The organism is Rhizomicrobium palustre (genome assembly GCF_011761565.1).
GTDB lineage: Bacteria > Pseudomonadota > Alphaproteobacteria > Micropepsales > Micropepsaceae > Rhizomicrobium > Rhizomicrobium palustre.
This window is the reverse complement of record NZ_JAASRM010000001.1, coordinates 3,640,812-3,656,264: the sequence shown is the minus strand read 5'-3', so window position 1 is coordinate 3,656,264 and position 15,453 is coordinate 3,640,812. Positions and strand designations below refer to the sequence as shown.

Below are 15,453 nucleotides of genomic sequence, written 5' to 3'. Positions count from 1 at the left end.
TAAGCTTTGCGGCTTTATTCTGGCTGCGGCAATGCGGAAAATACCTCCTTGGCGGCAAAGAGGCCGTTCAGCGCCGCAGGAAACCCGGCATAAACCGCCATCTGCATCAAAATCTCGACGATCTCGTCGCGGCTCAGCCCAACATTGAGCCCGGCGGCGATATGCACCTTCAATTGCGGCTGCGCTGTCCCCATCGCCGCCAGCGCCGCGATGGTGGCAATCTCGCGATCGCGCAGGCTCAAGCCGGGGCGCGTATAAATATCGCCAAACGGGAATTCGAAGAGATAGGTGGCGAAATCGGGGGCGATACCGGCGAGCGCCTCCACCACCTTCTGCCCCGCCTCACCGTCTATCTCAGCGAGCGCGCGCTTGCCGCGTTCGAGCCGGCTTTGGTTTGTGTCGGTTTGCGTTTGCATGGTCTTTGCTCCTCGTTTCCGCGCGGGCATATCCGGCGATTTTGTCATCGAGGATGAGAAGCCAGGCCTTCAGATCGCTGAGCTGCTTTTTAACCGCAGCGCGATGGCGTTCCAGAAGCAGACGCCGCTCCGTCTCGGTACCGATTCCCTTTTCCCGCAGCGCCGCGTAGCGCAGCATCTCGCGAATAGGCATTCCGGTCGATTTGAGGCGGAGAAGAAACGCGATCCAGGTGAGGATCGAGGCGTCGTAATCGCGGCGATAGCCATCGCGATGCGCATAAGGCAACAGGCCGATGCGCTCGTAATACCGGATGGTATGCGCAGAAAGTCCCGTTTTCCTTGCCAACTCGCCGATGGTCATCCAGGCCGAAATCTCATCACAACGCCCAAGAAGCTACGAGTTAGAGCGCACTCTAAGTCAAGCGCAAAAAACGCGGTGTGGCATGAATGGTAGGGAAAAGAGCTATTTCAGCAGCCCTTCAAAATCGCTCATTTCGTAAAACGGGCGGATTTCGATTTCGCTTTTGCCCGGCATGGGATTGGGGCAGCGCTTCACCCAGGCGACCGCCTCCTCCATATCCGTGACCTCCCAAATCCAGAACCCAGCTACCAGATCGTTTGGTTCACCGAAGGGCCCATCCATGACACTGCGCGCGTCACCATCAAAAGCAACCCGCTTGGCATGCGTAGTCGGCTTCAACCCATCGGCTGCACGCAGAATACCAGCCTGCTGGAGTTCTTCATTGAATTTCCCCATCGCCTCGAACAGCGACGGGGCAGGAAGAATGCCTTTTTCGCTGTCTTCGGTAGCTTTCACCAACACCATCACGCGCATGAAGGGCTCCTCTTTGCCAACAAGCAAAAAGCTAGCACAAGCCGCATTGAATGCCGCAGCAAACATCCCATCCTCCGCGGAGGTTGTATTTGTTCGCTGTACAAACAAGCGCGATGATTACGGGGGCTACGGGGTATAACGCGGCGGTGTTTTGGAATAGCTGATGGTTTCCGCCTTGAAGCCATTGGGATCGCCGCGATAGCCCTTCGCGGCCATGCAGGCCCAATAACGATCTAGTTGGGCTGCGCGATCGGCTTCAGAATAGTGTATCGGGCCTAGCCAATTTCCGCTCATCCAGCTTGTGTTGCGATATCCTGCGGCCCGGCTGCAATCACCTTGGTCGTCGAGATACGCCGACCAACTGCCATTTGGTTTCGAGACTTTAATAACGAAGGTGCCGGCGGATGCCGGAACACTTGCGAGAAGAATGCTTCCCACCGCCACGATCAGAGCCCAGCGCATAACGGCCTCCCTTACGGCTATACAACCAAAGATAGATCCGATGATTATATCCCGCAATGGAAATATGGACTTTAGGGAGCCACGCAAAGCTTTGCGTAGCATTGCCTGATCACGATGTTCTGAGAGAAAGCTGGCGCGCCCTATAGAGTCGATGAGCGGCGGGTTCCTGGCGTCTGGACCATTGGTATAATCGGCGCGATCTGATTCAGGCTCATCGAGGAGATGGAACACCATGCATCGTCGAGCCTTGATCCAGGCAGGGGTAACGACCGCCGCGATGGCCCTCGCACCCGCGGTCTTGGCGAAACCGGTCGCCGATAGCGGGCGGATCGACGACTATCGCAAGCTGATCGGCGACGGCATGGCACGCCACCGGCTGACCGGCGCCAGCGCGATCCTGGTCCAAGAGAACGCGGTCGTCTGGGCGGAAGGTTTCGGCCACGCGGACCGTGAGAACGGCATCGCCATGCGCCCAGACACGATCGTGCCGATCGGCTCCGTGACCAAAACCTTCACCGCGCTAGCCCTGATGCAACTGCGGGCCGAGGGTCGCGTCGACATTGACAGGCCCGTCCGCGACTTCGTCCCAAATCTGCGTATCGGTACGCGCGGCGCCGATTTCAACCGCGTGACCGTGCGATCGGTCATGACCCACACGTCCGGACTTCCCAGCGATGTCTTCAAGAACACGGGACTGGAGAGCGCCGACTACACCAACGTCGTCGATCTCCTGAACGACACGGAACTCGCGGCCTGGCCCCAGACGATCGGCCTCTATTCGAACATTGGCTATAGCCTGCTCGGCAACGTCATACGCAACGTCAGCGGCCAGGCCTATCCGGACTACGTGCGGTCCCGGATCCTTCGGCCAATGGGCATGGCGCGATCCGGCTTCGCCACAGAGGCGGGTCTTCCGGCACGCGCGCGCCTCTACTATCAGGACGGACGCCCCACCCCACCGCTGGAGCTTCGCGACCAGCCCGCCGGCGGCCTCTACTCCAGCGTCGAAGATCTGGCGCGCTACGCCATCGGCCTGATGAAAGCCTGGGGCGGCGCACCCAGCCCCCTGATCGACCCGGCCTCGGTCCAGGCGATGTTCCGCCTTTCCAACGCTCACATCGCGATCGAGACGAACAAGAAGGGCCTGGGCTGGTTCATGTTCCAGCGCGGCGGCGCCTTCGCGATGTATCATGCGGGAAGCACCGGTTTTGCTAACGCCGCTCTGCTGCTCTTGCCGCAAAAGCGGATCGCGGCCGCCATCCTGGTCAACAGCGTGGGCGGGGATGCCCTGGCGAGCGCGTTCGCCTTCCGGGTGCTCGAGGACTACGGGCTGAAGACAGAGGATATCCGCCCCTCGCCTCACCTCCCGCCGGTCGATCCGAACGCCACGCCGGTCACCCTCGCGACCGAGGCCCTGGCCGCGCATGTCGGCGACTATCCCCGAAAGCGCACCTTCGCAACCATCACGCTCGACGGGGACGGACTGACGCTCGACGAGCCTGACGGGCGGATCCGGTTGCGCCCACTCTCGGATGGAAGCTTTCAGCCCCTCAGGAAGGCAGATGGCGGCCAGCCGCAGGTGGTTGTCGGGGAGCGCTACCGCTTTGCCGAGGTCGGCCCCTACCACGTCCTGTTCAGCCAATCGGACGACGACGGCGAGCATCAGGCGGGATACCGCGTCGTCACGGCGCCGCTGGCCGAGTCTTGGCGCGCGCGCGCCGGACGCTATGACCACTTCGGCTATCAGATACCCGGCGCCGAACAGATCCTCGCCGCTGAGATCAATATCCTGCAAGAGCGCCTGATGCAGCTGCAGCTGGTCTATAACAGCGGTGCCTTCACCTATCCGATGGTGGTCGCCGGACCACGGCACGCCTTCACCGGTGGTCTTGGACCCGAGACGACGGGAGAACTCGTTCGCTTCAGCGAAGACGGCGTCCTCACCTACTCCGGCCTGACCTTTCGCCGATCCGCCGGATAGGCTGCGCGATGGAACCGGAAAGGGAACGCGTCCCAAACCCGTGCTTCTAACCCATTGATTTTAGGAGATTTTGGCGCGCCCTAGGGGAGTCGAACCCCTCTTGCAAGATTGAAAATCTTGAGTCCTAACCGATAGACGAAGGGCGCTACCGTTACCGCAGCATCGCCGCGGGAGGCAGGGCTATATAGGGCCTCTGTGGCCATTGCAAGCGCGGAGTTGGGGCAATTTGACCGCTTTTGCTGGATGCGGCCAATCCCTCCCGCCAGAGGACGCTTTGCAGCAGAATCTGGCACTTAGCGGGAGTGCGGCAGGCCCAAAAAGCGGCTTTAGCACGCCGATGAGAACCAGTTTCTCCCCTCTTACGGGGTGCAAAGGCACCGTTAAACCCCAGCGGGAGAAGCATCCTCGAGCTGAAGCTGCACACGGACGGCCCCATTCCAAGAATCAGTCTTGAGCCGGCCGGCGGCATGGATCTTGGTGCCTCGCGCCTTCAGCAGCGCCTGACCCAAAGGCGTGTCGGCCGCGCGGAAGGCAATCGCGTCGAGCCGCGCCCCGTCCGAGCCTGAGAGGCGCAGGCGGACATGGCCCTGCCCCACAATGTCCGCATAGGAGACCATCGCCTCAGCAACGACCAGCATCGGCTCGGGGTTGCTGGCGCCATAAGGCCCAGCCAGCGCCAGATCCCGTACTAGCCCTTCTGTGGCGCCCGCAGGCGCGATCACGAGATCAATCTGCAGCGGCTCTGGCTCGGGCACACCGCCCTCCTCAAACGCCTCCAGAAGGAAATCACGGAAGGGCTCGACCTGCTCTGGGTAAAGCCCGAAACCCGCCGCCATGGCGTGGCCGCCGCCAGTCTCAATCACACCAGCCTCGCGCGCGGCGCGGATCATGGCACCGACATTGACGCCTGTCACCGAACGCGCCGAACCACGCCCCAGAAGGCCGCCCTCGCTCGCCACACCGTCAAAGCCCGCCACAAAGGCCGGTTTCTTGAAACGATCCTTCAGGCGGCCCGCCACAATGCCGACCACGCCCGGATGCCAGCCCTCGCCAGAAACCAGAATGAAAGGCTGCTCGCTTTCGGATGCGGCCATAGTGATGGCTTCATCCAAAATGAGCTTCTCCAGCGCCTGGCGCTCGCGGTTGTGGGTGTCCAGCGCTTGGGCGAAGTCCTCCGCCGAAGCAGGATCGCGCGCGGTGAGAAGATCAACACCAAGGCCACAGCGCCCCACACGACCGCCCGCATTGATGCGCGGACCAAAAACGAAACCCAAATGATAAGGCGTGAAAGGCGCCGTAGCGCCCCCAATCTTGGCCAGCGCTGCAACGCCAGGCCGCTCAAGAGAACCAAGCTTGGCGAGGCCTGCGCGTACGAACGCGCGATTGACCCCCAGAAGCGGCACCACATCGCAGACCGTGGCAAGGCCGACGAGATCGATGGCGTCGAGCAGCTTTGGCTCGCTGCGGCTCACATACCAGCCCTTCTGACGCAGGGCGCGATTGAGCGCGACGAGGAAAAGGAAGGTGATGCCCGCAGCGCAAACATAGGTAAGGCCGGAAGCATCACCACCCGCATTGGGATTCACATGCGCGACGGCAGGCGGCAGGTTTTCGGCGGCGTGATGGTCCAGGATCACCACATCAAGGCCAGCCTCATGGGCTTTGGTGAGCGCGTCTATCGCGCCCGCGCCGCAATCCACCGTCACCACCAGCGAAATGCCTTCCGCCTGAAGTCCCAAAAGCGCCGCCGCGTTAGGGCCATATCCCTCGGTCATGCGGTCGGGCACATAAAGCCGGGGCTTTTCATAGACCTGTTCAAGAAAATCCGAAAACAAAGCCGCCGAGCAGGATCCATCGACATCGTAATCGCCGAAAACCGCAATCTTCTCGCCCGCCTCGATGGCCGCGACCACGCGCGTCACCGCCGTCTCCATGTCCTTCAGCACAAAGGGATCGGGCAGCAGCTTTTTCAACGTCGGATGCAGATAATCCTGCGCCTCCTCAATGGCGACACCGCGCGATACCAAAAACCGCGCCATCACGGCTGGCAGTTGATGGGCATGGACAAGCGCACGCGCCTGCTCTTCGTCACAGGCAACCGACTGCCATTTGCGGCCAGAAAAGGAACTTTCGATCTGCATGGGTCTATCAGCGCCGATTCGGGCCAAGGGTACAAATCCTGCCCTAACAGCGGCGAAATAAATACGCGCATTAAGCGATTTTACACCGCAACTATTCTGCATCCGTGCTGCTAAAAAGACGCGAACGGCCAGCGCGTATTGAATAGCACAAGGATGTGCATGAACCCTTCGGTAACACACCCGGCCCGCTCCGACGCATGGCCGGACGATCTCTACATTACCGAGCAATTGCAGACGCGCCGAGAAACCGACGCCGATTACCCTCTGCAAATGGACGCCTTGCGAGACCTCGCCGGTCGGATGTTGGACGCGCCCGAAGAGGTGCTGCCGCGCTTTGTCGAACGCGCCCAGGAAATAACCCAAGGGGTTTCCGCTGGGCTCAGTATATTGGAGGAAACGGCAGGCGTATTCCGCTGGCGCTGCCTTAAAGGACTCCTCGCGCCCTTTGAAAACGCCACGACCCCGCGCAATTACAGCCCTTGCGGCGTTACGCTGGATGAAAACCGGCCGGTTCTCTGCCGCCATCCCGAGCGCTTCTATAGCTGGGTTGCCGAAGCGGGCATCGCCATACCTGAAGTATTACTGGTGCCGTTACACTACGCAGGGGCAAAGCCAATAGGCACGCTTTGGATCGTTTCGGAACGTGAAGGCCATTTCCATGCCGGCCATGCCAAGGCGGCGAGCGAACTGGCGCGCTTCGCCGGGATCGCCTTGCGCATACGTGAAACCCAGCAGCTCCTGCAAAACGCGGTGGAGCAACAGGAAACCTTGACCCGGGAAATGGCACATCGGGTGAAAAACCTCTTCACCATCGCTCAAAGCCTTGTCGGGCTCACAGCCAAGACCACCTTCAGCAAAGATCAAATGGCCGAGACGCTGAACGGGCGCTTCTACGCCCTCGCCCGCGCCCATGCATTGGTACGTAAAGGATTTGGCGGCACTAGCGCGGCGGAGGCGCAGGATCTGCGCACTCTATTGGTGGCGATTGTCGAGCCGCATAATACGGCGGAGACGGACCGCTTCACGCTCACCGGGCCGACCATCGCGCTGGGCGAACGCGCCCTCAACGGCATGGCACTAATCTTTCACGAACTCACCACCAATGCTGTGAAATATGGTGCGCTAACCTCTGATCATGGCCACATCGCCATTAATTGGATGGAAAATAACGAAGGCGCGGTAGAGATATTCTGGCGTGAAGATGGCGGGCGGGAAATCGCGGAGCAGCCAGAGCTGAATGGCTTCGGCAGCAAGCTTTTGCGCGACGCCATTACGCGCCAATTTGGCGGCAAGCTGGAGAAGACCTGGGATCGTCGTGGCCTGCGCGCCCAGATCACGATACCTTTGAAAAGCCTGACGCGATGATTACGCCACGCCCGAAGCGAAACGCTTCAAACCCGCGACCAAGGCCTGAAACACCATACGGTAGCGCGGCGTGGAACGCAGATCCTCATGCATGACGACATAACACGGCATCGATAGCGACAGCGCGTTTGGCAGAAGCGGCACAAGATTGGCATCACGTGCGGCAAGCGGGATTTGGCACAGACCTATACCAGCACCTGCGCGGATGGCGGCGAGCTGCGCCAGAAAGCTGTTGGTGCGAAAATCGTAGCGTAGCCCCATCAAGGCGGGATAACGGCGCAGCATATCGCGGATATAGCCGGTTTCCGTATCGAAGCCGATGACGCGATGGTCTGCGAGATCGCCAATCTTGCGCGGCTTGGAGCGGCCTTTCAGATAGCGCTTATGGGCGAAAAATCCCAGCTGGATACTACCGGCACGCTGGGCGATAAGGGAGTCTTGCACCGGATCGGCCATGCGCACCGCGATATCGGCGCTCCGGCTCAAAAGGTCACTCAACGCATCCGAAAGAACCAGTTCGAAGCCAAGACCCGGATGCGTTTCACCCAAAGAGGTCAGGATTGACGGCAGCGCCTCCACGCCCATCACCTCCGAGGCACTGATGCGTACGCTGCCCGCCATCTCCTTGCCATGGCCGCTGGCATCCCGGCGCAGCGCCTCTGCCATCGAAGCCATCGCCTCGGCACGCGATTTGACCGCCAAGGCCACTTCCGTGGGCTTGAAACCGTTACGCGACCGGGTGAAGAGCGTCAGCCCTAGTGCCTTCTCCAGCGCATCCATATGGCGCCCAATGGTGGGTTGCGCCACGCCCAGGGCCTTGGCGGCACCCGACAAACTGCCTTCGCACAGTACAGCGAGAAAACTTCGATAATAGTCCCAGCTAATCTCAGACATTATGCATTTTTGCATAGTTTGATGAACATATCATGCAATTTCGTTCTCCTTCCAGACTCCCTATCTTCTGAGACACCCAGAGCAGGAGACGACACAATGGCGAAAGCCCTGATTTTAGGCGCCACTGGCGGAATTGGCGGAGCCATGGCGCGGGTTTTGCGCGGCCGGGGCTTTCAGGTTTCAGCCCTGCATCGCCAGAAAAGCGGTGTTGAGGGCGGCATTTCCTGGATCACCGGCGATGCCTTCAACGGGCTTGATGTGATGCGCGCCGCCGAAGGCGCAGAGGTGATCGTCCATGCCGTCAATCCTCCGCAATACCGCCATTGGGACAAGCTGGTGCTGCCGATGATCGACAACAGTATCGCTGCCGCAAAAGCTGCGGGCGCGCGCATTGTCTTGCCGGGCACAGTCTATAATTACGGTCCAGATGCGTTCCCGCTGCTGCGCGAAACCTCGCCGCAAAATCCCAAAACCCGAAAAGGAAAAATCCGCGTGGAGATGGAGCGCCATCTTCAAGAGGGCGGCGCCAAGGTTTTGATTGTTCGGGCGGGAGATTTCTTTGGCCCCGGCGCGGGAAATAACTGGTTCGCACAGGTGATCGTGAAAGCGAGAATGCCCGTAACCCGCATCGTTTATCCCGGCGCACGCGGCGTAGGACATAGCTGGGCCTATCTGCCGGATTTGGCTGAAACCATGATGCTTCTGCTGGAGCGTCCCCTGCCCGATTTCGCGCGTTTTCATTTTCAAGGCCATTGGGACAAGGATGGCAGCGAAATGATCACCGCCATCCGGCGTGTACTTGGCAATCCGGCGTTGCAGGTTTCGCGTTTCCCCTGGTTGGCGACCAAGCTTGCCTCGCCTTTTGTCCCGATGCTGCGGGAGCTTCAGGAAATGCGCTATCTCTGGCAGAAGAATGTTGAGCTCGATAACACAGCACTGATGGCTGCTTTGGGCGGCGAACCTCACACCAATTGGGACGAGGCAGTGCGCGCCACGCTGGCGGCGAATGGTAATCTCGCGTCCTAGGCACAATGCCCCACCGGCCGGGATGGCTTTTGGCTTGTGAAACGGCGTCGGCTTTGCGATGGAAGAACGCCCGCCTAAAGCCGCCGCCATGCTCAAGCTGCCCGCCTTTCCATCCATCCTGCCCCGTCTTGAGGGCGAGCGGATGGTTGACGAGGCCGAATGCGTGTTCTCGGTGCTGCTGGCCATCCTCTTTGGCCATCTCGCCGGCGTGGAGAACGTCTCCTGGGCCGCCTTCTCCGGCTATATGGTGATGCGCGGGCATGTCTTGGACAGCTTGTTGCGCGGCAGCTTGCGAATAGTCGGGACCATCAGCGGTGTCCTCATCGCAGTGCTGATCGTGCCGAGCGTTACACATTCCCTTTTGCTGGCATCGCTTGCCTGTGCAGTAGTGGGCGGCATCGCGCTTTATGGCGCGCTTACCCGCAAGCACGCTTATTCCTGGCTTTTCGTCGGCCTCACTTTTGAGATGATCCTGCTCGACAAGCTGGAGGCGCCACATCACAGCATTTCGGTTTTCGCGGAAACGCGAATGCTGGAAGTGGCGGCAGGGACTTTTGCTTGCGTGCTGGTCAGCGTGATTTCGCATCTGACCGCGCGGCGGCGCTGGCCAGGCAAGCGGATGGCGCGGAGGAACTCTATTGGCTTCGATATCCACGCCTTTCGCCATGCCCTACAGGCGGCAACAGCCCTCGCCTTGCTGCCGCCTTTGGGAGCGTTGACAGGCTTACCGCAACTTGGTCAGAGCGCCATCAGCATCATCTGTGTCATGCTGGTGCCCATTTCGAGCCTTGGCGTATCGGGATTTCTGCCGGTGAGCCGCCGCCTTCTGCATCGCGTGGCGGGCTGCCTCGCGGGAGCCTCGATGGCCGCCGTGATCCTGCTTCTTGCCCACCATAGCATGGCCGCGCTGCTTTTCGGCACCACACTCGGCGTCATCATCGGGCGTCATATCGAAAACGGCAAACACGCCCATGCCTATATCGGCACGCAATTCACCCTAGCCGTGCTGGTGACCTTGGTGCCTGATAGTTACACCAGCGCGGCAGCCGACCCAGGCTTTGGGCGTCTACTTGGCATCTTGCTCGGTATGGCGATGCTCGAGCCGCTTCTGGCGCTCTGGCATGTCGTCGGCATAGCCCTCGGCGGACGCCTGGGCCTTGGGGGCGGCGAGCAAGAGACGACGGATTAACGCGCTCCCGCATCACCAGGAGCGCGCCTTATTCCGTTCTATCGCGGACGCCTGCGGGCGTGACGAGCCTCGATCCAGCGCACCGTGCCGGAGGTAGACCGCATCACCACGCTGTGGGTCACAATGTGATCCGGCGTACGGCGCACACCGCGCAGCATCGATCCATCTGTGACACCGGTAGCAGAAAAAATCACGTCTCCACTCGCCAAATCCCGCACGAGATACTTCCGGTCGAGATCGTTGATGCCCCATTTGGCGGCGCGCTCGCGTTCGTCATCGGTTCGGAACACCAGCCGCCCCTGCATCTGACCGCCCAAACAGCGCAACGCCGACGCTGCCAGCACGCCTTCCGGCGCACCGCCTTGGCCGAAATAGATATCGATGCCGGTATTGGGATCGGTAGTAGCAATGATACCCGCCACATCGCCATCGCTGATGAGACGCAGCGCGGCGCCCGCAGCGCGAATATCCTCAATCAGCTTTTCATGACGCGGACGATCCAGCACCAGCGCGGTGATCTCGCGCGGATGCACGCCTTTGGCTCGCGCCAGAGCGTTGATGTTTTCCGCCACCGAGGCATCGAGATCAACGGTGCCTTCCGAATAGCCTGGACCCACTGCGATCTTGTTCATATAGACGTCGGGCGCGTTGAGGAGCGTGCCGGGTTCGGCGATGGCGAGCACCGCGAGCGCATTAGGCAGCGCCTTGGCTGTCAGCGACGTGCCTTCCAAGGGATCGAGCGCGATATCGACTTCGAGACCACCCGTTCCGACCACTTCGCCGATATAAAGCATGGGGGCTTCGTCGCGCTCGCCCTCACCAATGACGACCGTGCCCGTGACCGGCAAAAAACTGAAACTACGCCGCATCGCCTCCACGGCTGCGTGATCGGCGGCATGCTCGTCGCCCCGCCCGATCAAATCCGCAACCGCCACGGCAGCCGCCTCCGTGATCCGCACTGCTTCCAGTGCGAAGGCACGGTCCAACCAATTACCCATTACAACTCCTCAATATGGCGGAGCTACTTGGATTCCATCGGTATCATGCAAGGAGGGGCAATCACGTTCGCCGATTGCGAAATCGTGTCGAGAGCTCCCGCCACGTCACTCGCTTTAGTTTCGTGTGTGATCATGACAATCGAAACCGCTTCGCCAGGGGCACGTCCACGCTGGATCATGCTTTCAATTGACACCCGCCACTTGGCCAGATGCCCTGCGATTTCCGCCAAAACCCCAGGCACATCCAGCACCTGGAAACGTAGATAATATGCGGATGAAGCGCTACCCGTTGGCGCGGCTGACAGCGCTAGCAAATTGTCGGCAGGCAGACCAAACACCGATCCGGTGTTACCACGCGCAATGTCTACAATATCGGCAATGACAGCGTTGGCAGTGGGGCATTCCCCAGCGCCGCGGCCTTCAAAGAAGAACGGACCTGCCTCGTTAGCGTTCACAACAACGCCATTGAGTACGCCTTCGACATCGGCGAGCGCGGTTCCCGCTTTCACCATCGCCGGCTGTACGCGTTGATCGATGCCCGCCTGTGTCTTCTTGGCAATACCCAGAAGCTTGATGCGGTAACCGAATTCGCGCGCGAAAGAGATGTCTTCAGGAGTGATATTGCGAATGCCCTGCACCGCAACCGAATCAAGATCAGGCTTCACGCCGAAGGCCAAAGAGGTCAGAAGCGCGAGCTTATGCGCGGTATCTCCGCCGCCAACGTCAAGCTCGGGATCAGCTTCGGCATAGCCAAGCGCTTGAGCGTCCTTCAGCACGTCTTCGAAGCTGCGTCCCGTCGCTTCCATTTGCGTCAGGATGTAATTGCAGGTGCCGTTGAGGATGCCGCGCACTGCCGAGATGCCATAAACCATCAGGCTTTCGCGCAGCGATTTGACGATCGGGATACCCCCCGCCACCGCCGCCTCGAAGCGCAGCGCCCTTCCCTTTTGTTCCGCCAGCGCCGCGAGCCGCGCGCCATGGCGTGCCATCATCGCTTTGTTCGCAGTAACGACGTGCTTTCCCGCATTCAACGCGGCTTCCACCAGCATCGGCGCGGCGCCATTCTCGCCGCCAATCAATTCCACGATGAGATCGGCATTCGATGCGGCCAACGCTTTGATGTCGTCGAACTTTTGCGGCGCATCGAACTGGGCGCGCTTATCGGCATCGCGGTCGCATACCGCGACCACCTCCAAAGGCGTGCTGGCGCGCAGTCCCAAAAGCTCGCCATGGGCGCCAAGTGCTTTAGCCACGCCGCCGCCCACGGTGCCAAGGCCCGCGATCCCGATTTTCATCGCATTCATCTTCTAAAGTTCCGCAGGTTCGTTAAAGCGGGTGGAGAGAAACTTCTTCACATTGCGCGCGGCCTGGCGGATACGATGCTCATTCTCTACGAGGCCGATACGCACATAGCCTTCGCCGTATTCGCCAAAGCCGATGCCCGGCGCGACGGCGATCTTGGCATGAACCAGAAGCTGTTTGGCGAACTCCATCGAGCCATGCTCGCGATATTGTTCGGGAAGTTTTGCCCAAGCGAACATCGAGGCGGGCGGTGAATCGATTTCCCAGCCCGCGCGGCCCATGCTTTCCACCAGCACATCGCGGCGTGATTTATAGATAGCGCGAATTTCGTCGACGCATTCTTGCGGCCCGTTCAGCGCCGCGGAGGCCGCCACCTGGATCGGCGTATAAGCGCCATAATCGAGATAGCTCTTGATGCGCGCCAAGGCGCCAATCAGCGTCTTGTTGCCGGCCGCAAAGCCCATACGCCAGCCCGGCATGGCATAGGTTTTCGACAGCGACTGGAACTCGATCGCGATGTCCTTGGCGCCCTCGATCTGCAGAATCGAGGGCGGCGGCTCGATATCGAAATAGATATCGGCATAGGCCAGATCCGACAGCACCCACATCTCGTGCTTACGCGCGATACGTAAGAGCTCTTTGTAAAAATCGAGCCCAACGACCTGCGCCGTCGGATTGGAAGGATAATTCACCACCACCGCCAAAGGCGACGGAATGGAGTGATGCGCGGCGCGATCGATCTGGCGCAGATACTCTTCCGGGTTATTGGCCGGAATATGCCGGATGGCAGCGCCCGCCAGGATGAAGCCGAATGCATGGATCGGATAGGCCGGGTTCGGCACCAGCACGACATCGCCGGGGGCGGTGATGGCGGCCGCAAGGTTGGCGAAGCCCTCCTTGGAACCGAGAGTGGCGATCACTTCCGAATCAGCATCGAGCTCGACACCGAATCGGCGCTGGTAATAGCCCGCCATAGCCTTCCTGAGGCCCTTGATACCGCGCGAGGCGGAATAGCGGTTCGAGCGCGGATCATGCGCGACTTCGCAGAGCTTCTCGACGATATGCGGAGGCGTGGGCATGTCGGGATTGCCCATACCGAAATCGATGATGTCGTCGCCCGCAGCTCGGGCCTGCGCCTTCAACTTGTTCACTTGTTCGAACACGTAGGGCGGAAGGCGCTTGATGCGGTAAAAGTCGGTTTGCATGATCCTTTAAGGCGTGAACCATCTCCGGCGGGTTGCGGCCCCCAAGACACGGCAGTTTGCCCGCCGCGTCAATGATTTTCGACGCATTCTTGCGATGCGCCAACGGACGCAGTAGCGGAAAAGCCCGGTTCTGGCTCAGCCTTGCAGGAAAATTTCCGCGCGGCGGTTACCTTCCTCGCCCTTCGGCATGGATTCGAAATAGACCGGCTGGGTGTCACCGACCGCCTCGACCAGAACCTTAGCGGCGGGAACACCGGCCCGGATCAGCTCCGCGGCCACCGCATTGGCGCGATCCTGGCTCTTCTTGAAGACGATCTCGATATGCTTTTCCGGCGACATGTTCGGGGTGCGGCTGGAAGAATGGCCGACCACGCGGACAAAGCCCTGCCCGCCCGACGCCTTGAACTGCTCGGCCGCGGCATCGACCTGGGCCTTGGCTTCACCATTGAGACGCAACGCGTCTCCCGGGAAATAGACCACCGCCAGCGCCCCAGAGGTCGGAGCTGCCATGGTCGCCGTTGGGGCGCCCGACAGAACACCAAGATTGGCCACCACGGCGCCGGTCATTTTTTCGGGACCGCCAATGCCGCGGCGAATCTTCGGAGGCGCAGCAACCGTTTTCACCGGCGTCTCCGCCGCGGCGCTCGCAACCTGGGTGGCGCGGCGGACCGGCTTACGGGCGACCGTCATCGTCGGCGGAATGGAGGTGTATCCCCCAGTGGCCGAACGGCGATAGTGATCGACAATCGGCGCCGCCACAAATTGCGAGACGGAGGCATCCAGCGGCGGCGCGCTGGAAGGTTTGAAGCCGAGTTCGGCATCCGACGGCGACACTGTGGCGACGGGAACGGCGACCCGTGGGGCGACGGGAGCAGACGCACTCGCAACCGGCGCAGCGGCGGATGGAGTCATTTGGGGAGCCGGAGCGGGAGCCGCGACCGGCGCAGCGGCGGGGGCTTCCAGCTTGGCAACCTTGGTCTTCTTGGCGGGCTTCTCAACCGGCTTCTCGGCAACCTTTTCAGCCGCGGGCGCAGCTTCAGGCAGCGCGGAGGTCTGCACCGGCTCGGCAGGCGGCGGCACACCAGCGGCGGCTCCAGGCGCGGTCGCAGGCAGCGCGCCTGGCTGGACGGCACCCTGCGGATCCTGAGCAATGGAATGATCCACCGTGGTCGGGGCGGCCTTCGGCGCGGGGGCGGGCACAGTGGCCACCTTTTTCTTGGTGGCGACGGCTTCAGATTCGGCACTCGCCTTGGCGACGACCGGGGCATCCGGCGGCGGCGCAGCAGCGGGCTCGGTGCCGCCACGCAGCGCATCGGCGCTGTACTGAGCGTTCTTGCGGTCCGCCGCGAGCTGATCGGCGACCTGCTGCTTTTCATCCGGCGAGACTGCGCCGGGCTTATCAGGAATGCTGGCAAGATCAGGCGTTTCGCCGTTATCGGCGGTATCGTTCCCGCCAAACCAAGTGGTGGGATCAACCCAATCAGGAACGCTGGGAAGGCTGGAGCAGCCGGAGGCGCTCAACGCCAACAGGGCCACCGTCGCGACCCCCAACAACTTCACTTTCCGAATGCCCAGCTTCATCGCATGCTCCTCGGCACCTTGTTGGCACCGAATGCCCATATACAGGCCCTGGCAACGC

Annotated in this window: 14 protein-coding genes and 1 tRNA gene; 4 read left to right on the top strand and 11 right to left on the bottom strand. The window is 61.0% G+C overall.

What is annotated here, in order from left to right; genetic code table 11:
• Positions 1 to 14: 14 nt before the first annotated feature.
• The 4 genes from FHS83_RS16185 to FHS83_RS16170 form a co-directional block, all read right to left on the bottom strand.
• Positions 15 to 416, bottom strand: coding sequence for a carboxymuconolactone decarboxylase family protein (locus tag FHS83_RS16185; RefSeq protein WP_167084010.1), 402 nt, complete (start codon positions 414 to 416; stop codon positions 15 to 17).
• Positions 355 to 777 (bottom strand): MerR family transcriptional regulator, encoded by a 423-nt coding sequence (locus tag FHS83_RS16180; RefSeq protein WP_167084008.1) that lies wholly within the window; start codon positions 775 to 777, stop codon positions 355 to 357. The genes FHS83_RS16185 and FHS83_RS16180 overlap by 62 nt, the downstream gene beginning before the upstream one ends.
• Before the next feature lie 102 nt (positions 778 to 879).
• A complete protein-coding gene (locus tag FHS83_RS16175) occupies positions 880 to 1,251 on the bottom strand; it encodes a YciI family protein (protein WP_167084006.1) in 372 nt (123 codons plus the stop codon).
• A gap of 126 nt (positions 1,252 to 1,377) precedes the next feature.
• Positions 1,378 to 1,713: a hypothetical protein gene (locus FHS83_RS16170; protein WP_167084004.1), complete on the bottom strand. Its 336-nt coding sequence runs from the start codon at positions 1,711 to 1,713 to the stop codon at positions 1,378 to 1,380.
• 232 nt (positions 1,714 to 1,945) lie between these two features.
• Here FHS83_RS16170 and FHS83_RS16165 point away from each other — a divergent pair, with 232 nt between their 5' ends.
• Positions 1,946 to 3,694, top strand: coding sequence for a serine hydrolase domain-containing protein (locus FHS83_RS16165; RefSeq protein WP_167084002.1), 1,749 nt, complete (start codon positions 1,946 to 1,948; stop codon positions 3,692 to 3,694).
• 71 nt (positions 3,695 to 3,765) lie between these two features.
• On the opposite strand, the gene FHS83_RS16160 is transcribed toward FHS83_RS16165, so the two are convergent.
• Positions 3,766 to 3,840, bottom strand: a tRNA-Glu gene (locus tag FHS83_RS16160).
• 234 nt (positions 3,841 to 4,074) lie between these two features.
• A complete protein-coding gene (recJ, locus tag FHS83_RS16155) occupies positions 4,075 to 5,835 on the bottom strand; it encodes a single-stranded-DNA-specific exonuclease RecJ (protein WP_167084000.1) in 1,761 nt (586 codons plus the stop codon).
• 159 nt (positions 5,836 to 5,994) lie between these two features.
• On the opposite strand from recJ, the gene FHS83_RS16150 reads away from it, so the two are divergent.
• On the top strand, positions 5,995 to 7,200 hold the full coding sequence (locus FHS83_RS16150) for a sensor histidine kinase (protein WP_167083998.1): 1,206 nt from the start codon (positions 5,995 to 5,997) through the stop codon (positions 7,198 to 7,200).
• Here the strand turns inward: FHS83_RS16150 and FHS83_RS16145 are convergent, their stop codons facing one another.
• Complete coding sequence (locus FHS83_RS16145; protein WP_208414907.1) at positions 7,201 to 8,094, bottom strand: LysR family transcriptional regulator; 894 nt, start codon at positions 8,092 to 8,094, stop codon at positions 7,201 to 7,203.
• 96 nt (positions 8,095 to 8,190) lie between these two features.
• Here FHS83_RS16145 and FHS83_RS16140 point away from each other — a divergent pair, with 96 nt between their 5' ends.
• Complete coding sequence (locus FHS83_RS16140; protein WP_167083995.1) at positions 8,191 to 9,120, top strand: NAD-dependent epimerase/dehydratase family protein; 930 nt, start codon at positions 8,191 to 8,193, stop codon at positions 9,118 to 9,120.
• A 58-nt stretch (positions 9,121 to 9,178) separates the two neighbouring features.
• Complete coding sequence (locus FHS83_RS16135) at positions 9,179 to 10,309, top strand: FUSC family protein (RefSeq protein WP_208414906.1); 1,131 nt, start codon at positions 9,179 to 9,181, stop codon at positions 10,307 to 10,309.
• A gap of 38 nt (positions 10,310 to 10,347) precedes the next feature.
• Here the strand turns inward: FHS83_RS16135 and glpX are convergent, their stop codons facing one another.
• From glpX to FHS83_RS16115, 4 genes are all read right to left on the bottom strand, one after another.
• Positions 10,348 to 11,307: a class II fructose-bisphosphatase gene (glpX, locus tag FHS83_RS16130; protein ID WP_167083993.1), complete on the bottom strand. Its 960-nt coding sequence runs from the start codon at positions 11,305 to 11,307 to the stop codon at positions 10,348 to 10,350.
• 23 nt (positions 11,308 to 11,330) lie between these two features.
• Positions 11,331 to 12,602, bottom strand: coding sequence for a homoserine dehydrogenase (locus tag FHS83_RS16125; protein WP_208414905.1), 1,272 nt, complete (start codon positions 12,600 to 12,602; stop codon positions 11,331 to 11,333).
• 12 nt (positions 12,603 to 12,614) lie between these two features.
• The gene (locus FHS83_RS16120) at positions 12,615 to 13,814 is read right to left on the bottom strand and encodes an LL-diaminopimelate aminotransferase (protein WP_167083989.1); all 1,200 of its coding nucleotides are present in this window, start codon (positions 13,812 to 13,814) and stop codon (positions 12,615 to 12,617) included.
• Positions 13,815 to 13,949: 135 nt separating this feature from the next.
• On the bottom strand, positions 13,950 to 15,395 hold the full coding sequence (locus tag FHS83_RS16115; protein WP_167083987.1) for an OmpA family protein: 1,446 nt from the start codon (positions 15,393 to 15,395) through the stop codon (positions 13,950 to 13,952).
• Between the last annotated feature and the right edge of the window lie 58 nt (positions 15,396 to 15,453).

What these genes read in the sequence shown, in the direction of transcription:
- FHS83_RS16175 (WP_167084006.1), bottom strand. Translation starts at nt 1,251, where the DNA reads ATGCGCGTGATGGTGTTGGTGAAAGCTACCGAAGACAGCGAAAAAGGC.
- FHS83_RS16165 (WP_167084002.1), top strand. Translation starts at nt 1,946, where the DNA reads ATGCATCGTCGAGCCTTGATCCAGGCAGGGGTAACGACCGCCGCGATG.
- FHS83_RS16185 (WP_167084010.1), bottom strand. Translation starts at nt 416, where the DNA reads ATGCAAACGCAAACCGACACAAACCAAAGCCGGCTCGAACGCGGCAAG.
- FHS83_RS16180 (WP_167084008.1), bottom strand. Translation starts at nt 777, where the DNA reads ATGACCATCGGCGAGTTGGCAAGGAAAACGGGACTTTCTGCGCATACC.
- FHS83_RS16145 (WP_208414907.1), bottom strand. Translation starts at nt 8,094, where the DNA reads ATGTCTGAGATTAGCTGGGACTATTATCGAAGTTTTCTCGCTGTACTG.
- FHS83_RS16170 (WP_167084004.1), bottom strand. Translation starts at nt 1,713, where the DNA reads ATGCGCTGGGCTCTGATCGTGGCGGTGGGAAGCATTCTTCTCGCAAGT.
- FHS83_RS16135 (WP_208414906.1), top strand. Translation starts at nt 9,179, where the DNA reads ATGGAAGAACGCCCGCCTAAAGCCGCCGCCATGCTCAAGCTGCCCGCC.
- glpX (WP_167083993.1), bottom strand. Translation starts at nt 11,307, where the DNA reads ATGGGTAATTGGTTGGACCGTGCCTTCGCACTGGAAGCAGTGCGGATC.
- recJ (WP_167084000.1), bottom strand. Translation starts at nt 5,835, where the DNA reads ATGCAGATCGAAAGTTCCTTTTCTGGCCGCAAATGGCAGTCGGTTGCC.
- FHS83_RS16125 (WP_208414905.1), bottom strand. Translation starts at nt 12,602, where the DNA reads ATGAAAATCGGGATCGCGGGCCTTGGCACCGTGGGCGGCGGCGTGGCT.
- FHS83_RS16150 (WP_167083998.1), top strand. Translation starts at nt 5,995, where the DNA reads ATGAACCCTTCGGTAACACACCCGGCCCGCTCCGACGCATGGCCGGAC.
- FHS83_RS16115 (WP_167083987.1), bottom strand. Translation starts at nt 15,395, where the DNA reads ATGAAGCTGGGCATTCGGAAAGTGAAGTTGTTGGGGGTCGCGACGGTG.
- FHS83_RS16120 (WP_167083989.1), bottom strand. Translation starts at nt 13,814, where the DNA reads ATGCAAACCGACTTTTACCGCATCAAGCGCCTTCCGCCCTACGTGTTC.
- FHS83_RS16140 (WP_167083995.1), top strand. Translation starts at nt 8,191, where the DNA reads ATGGCGAAAGCCCTGATTTTAGGCGCCACTGGCGGAATTGGCGGAGCC.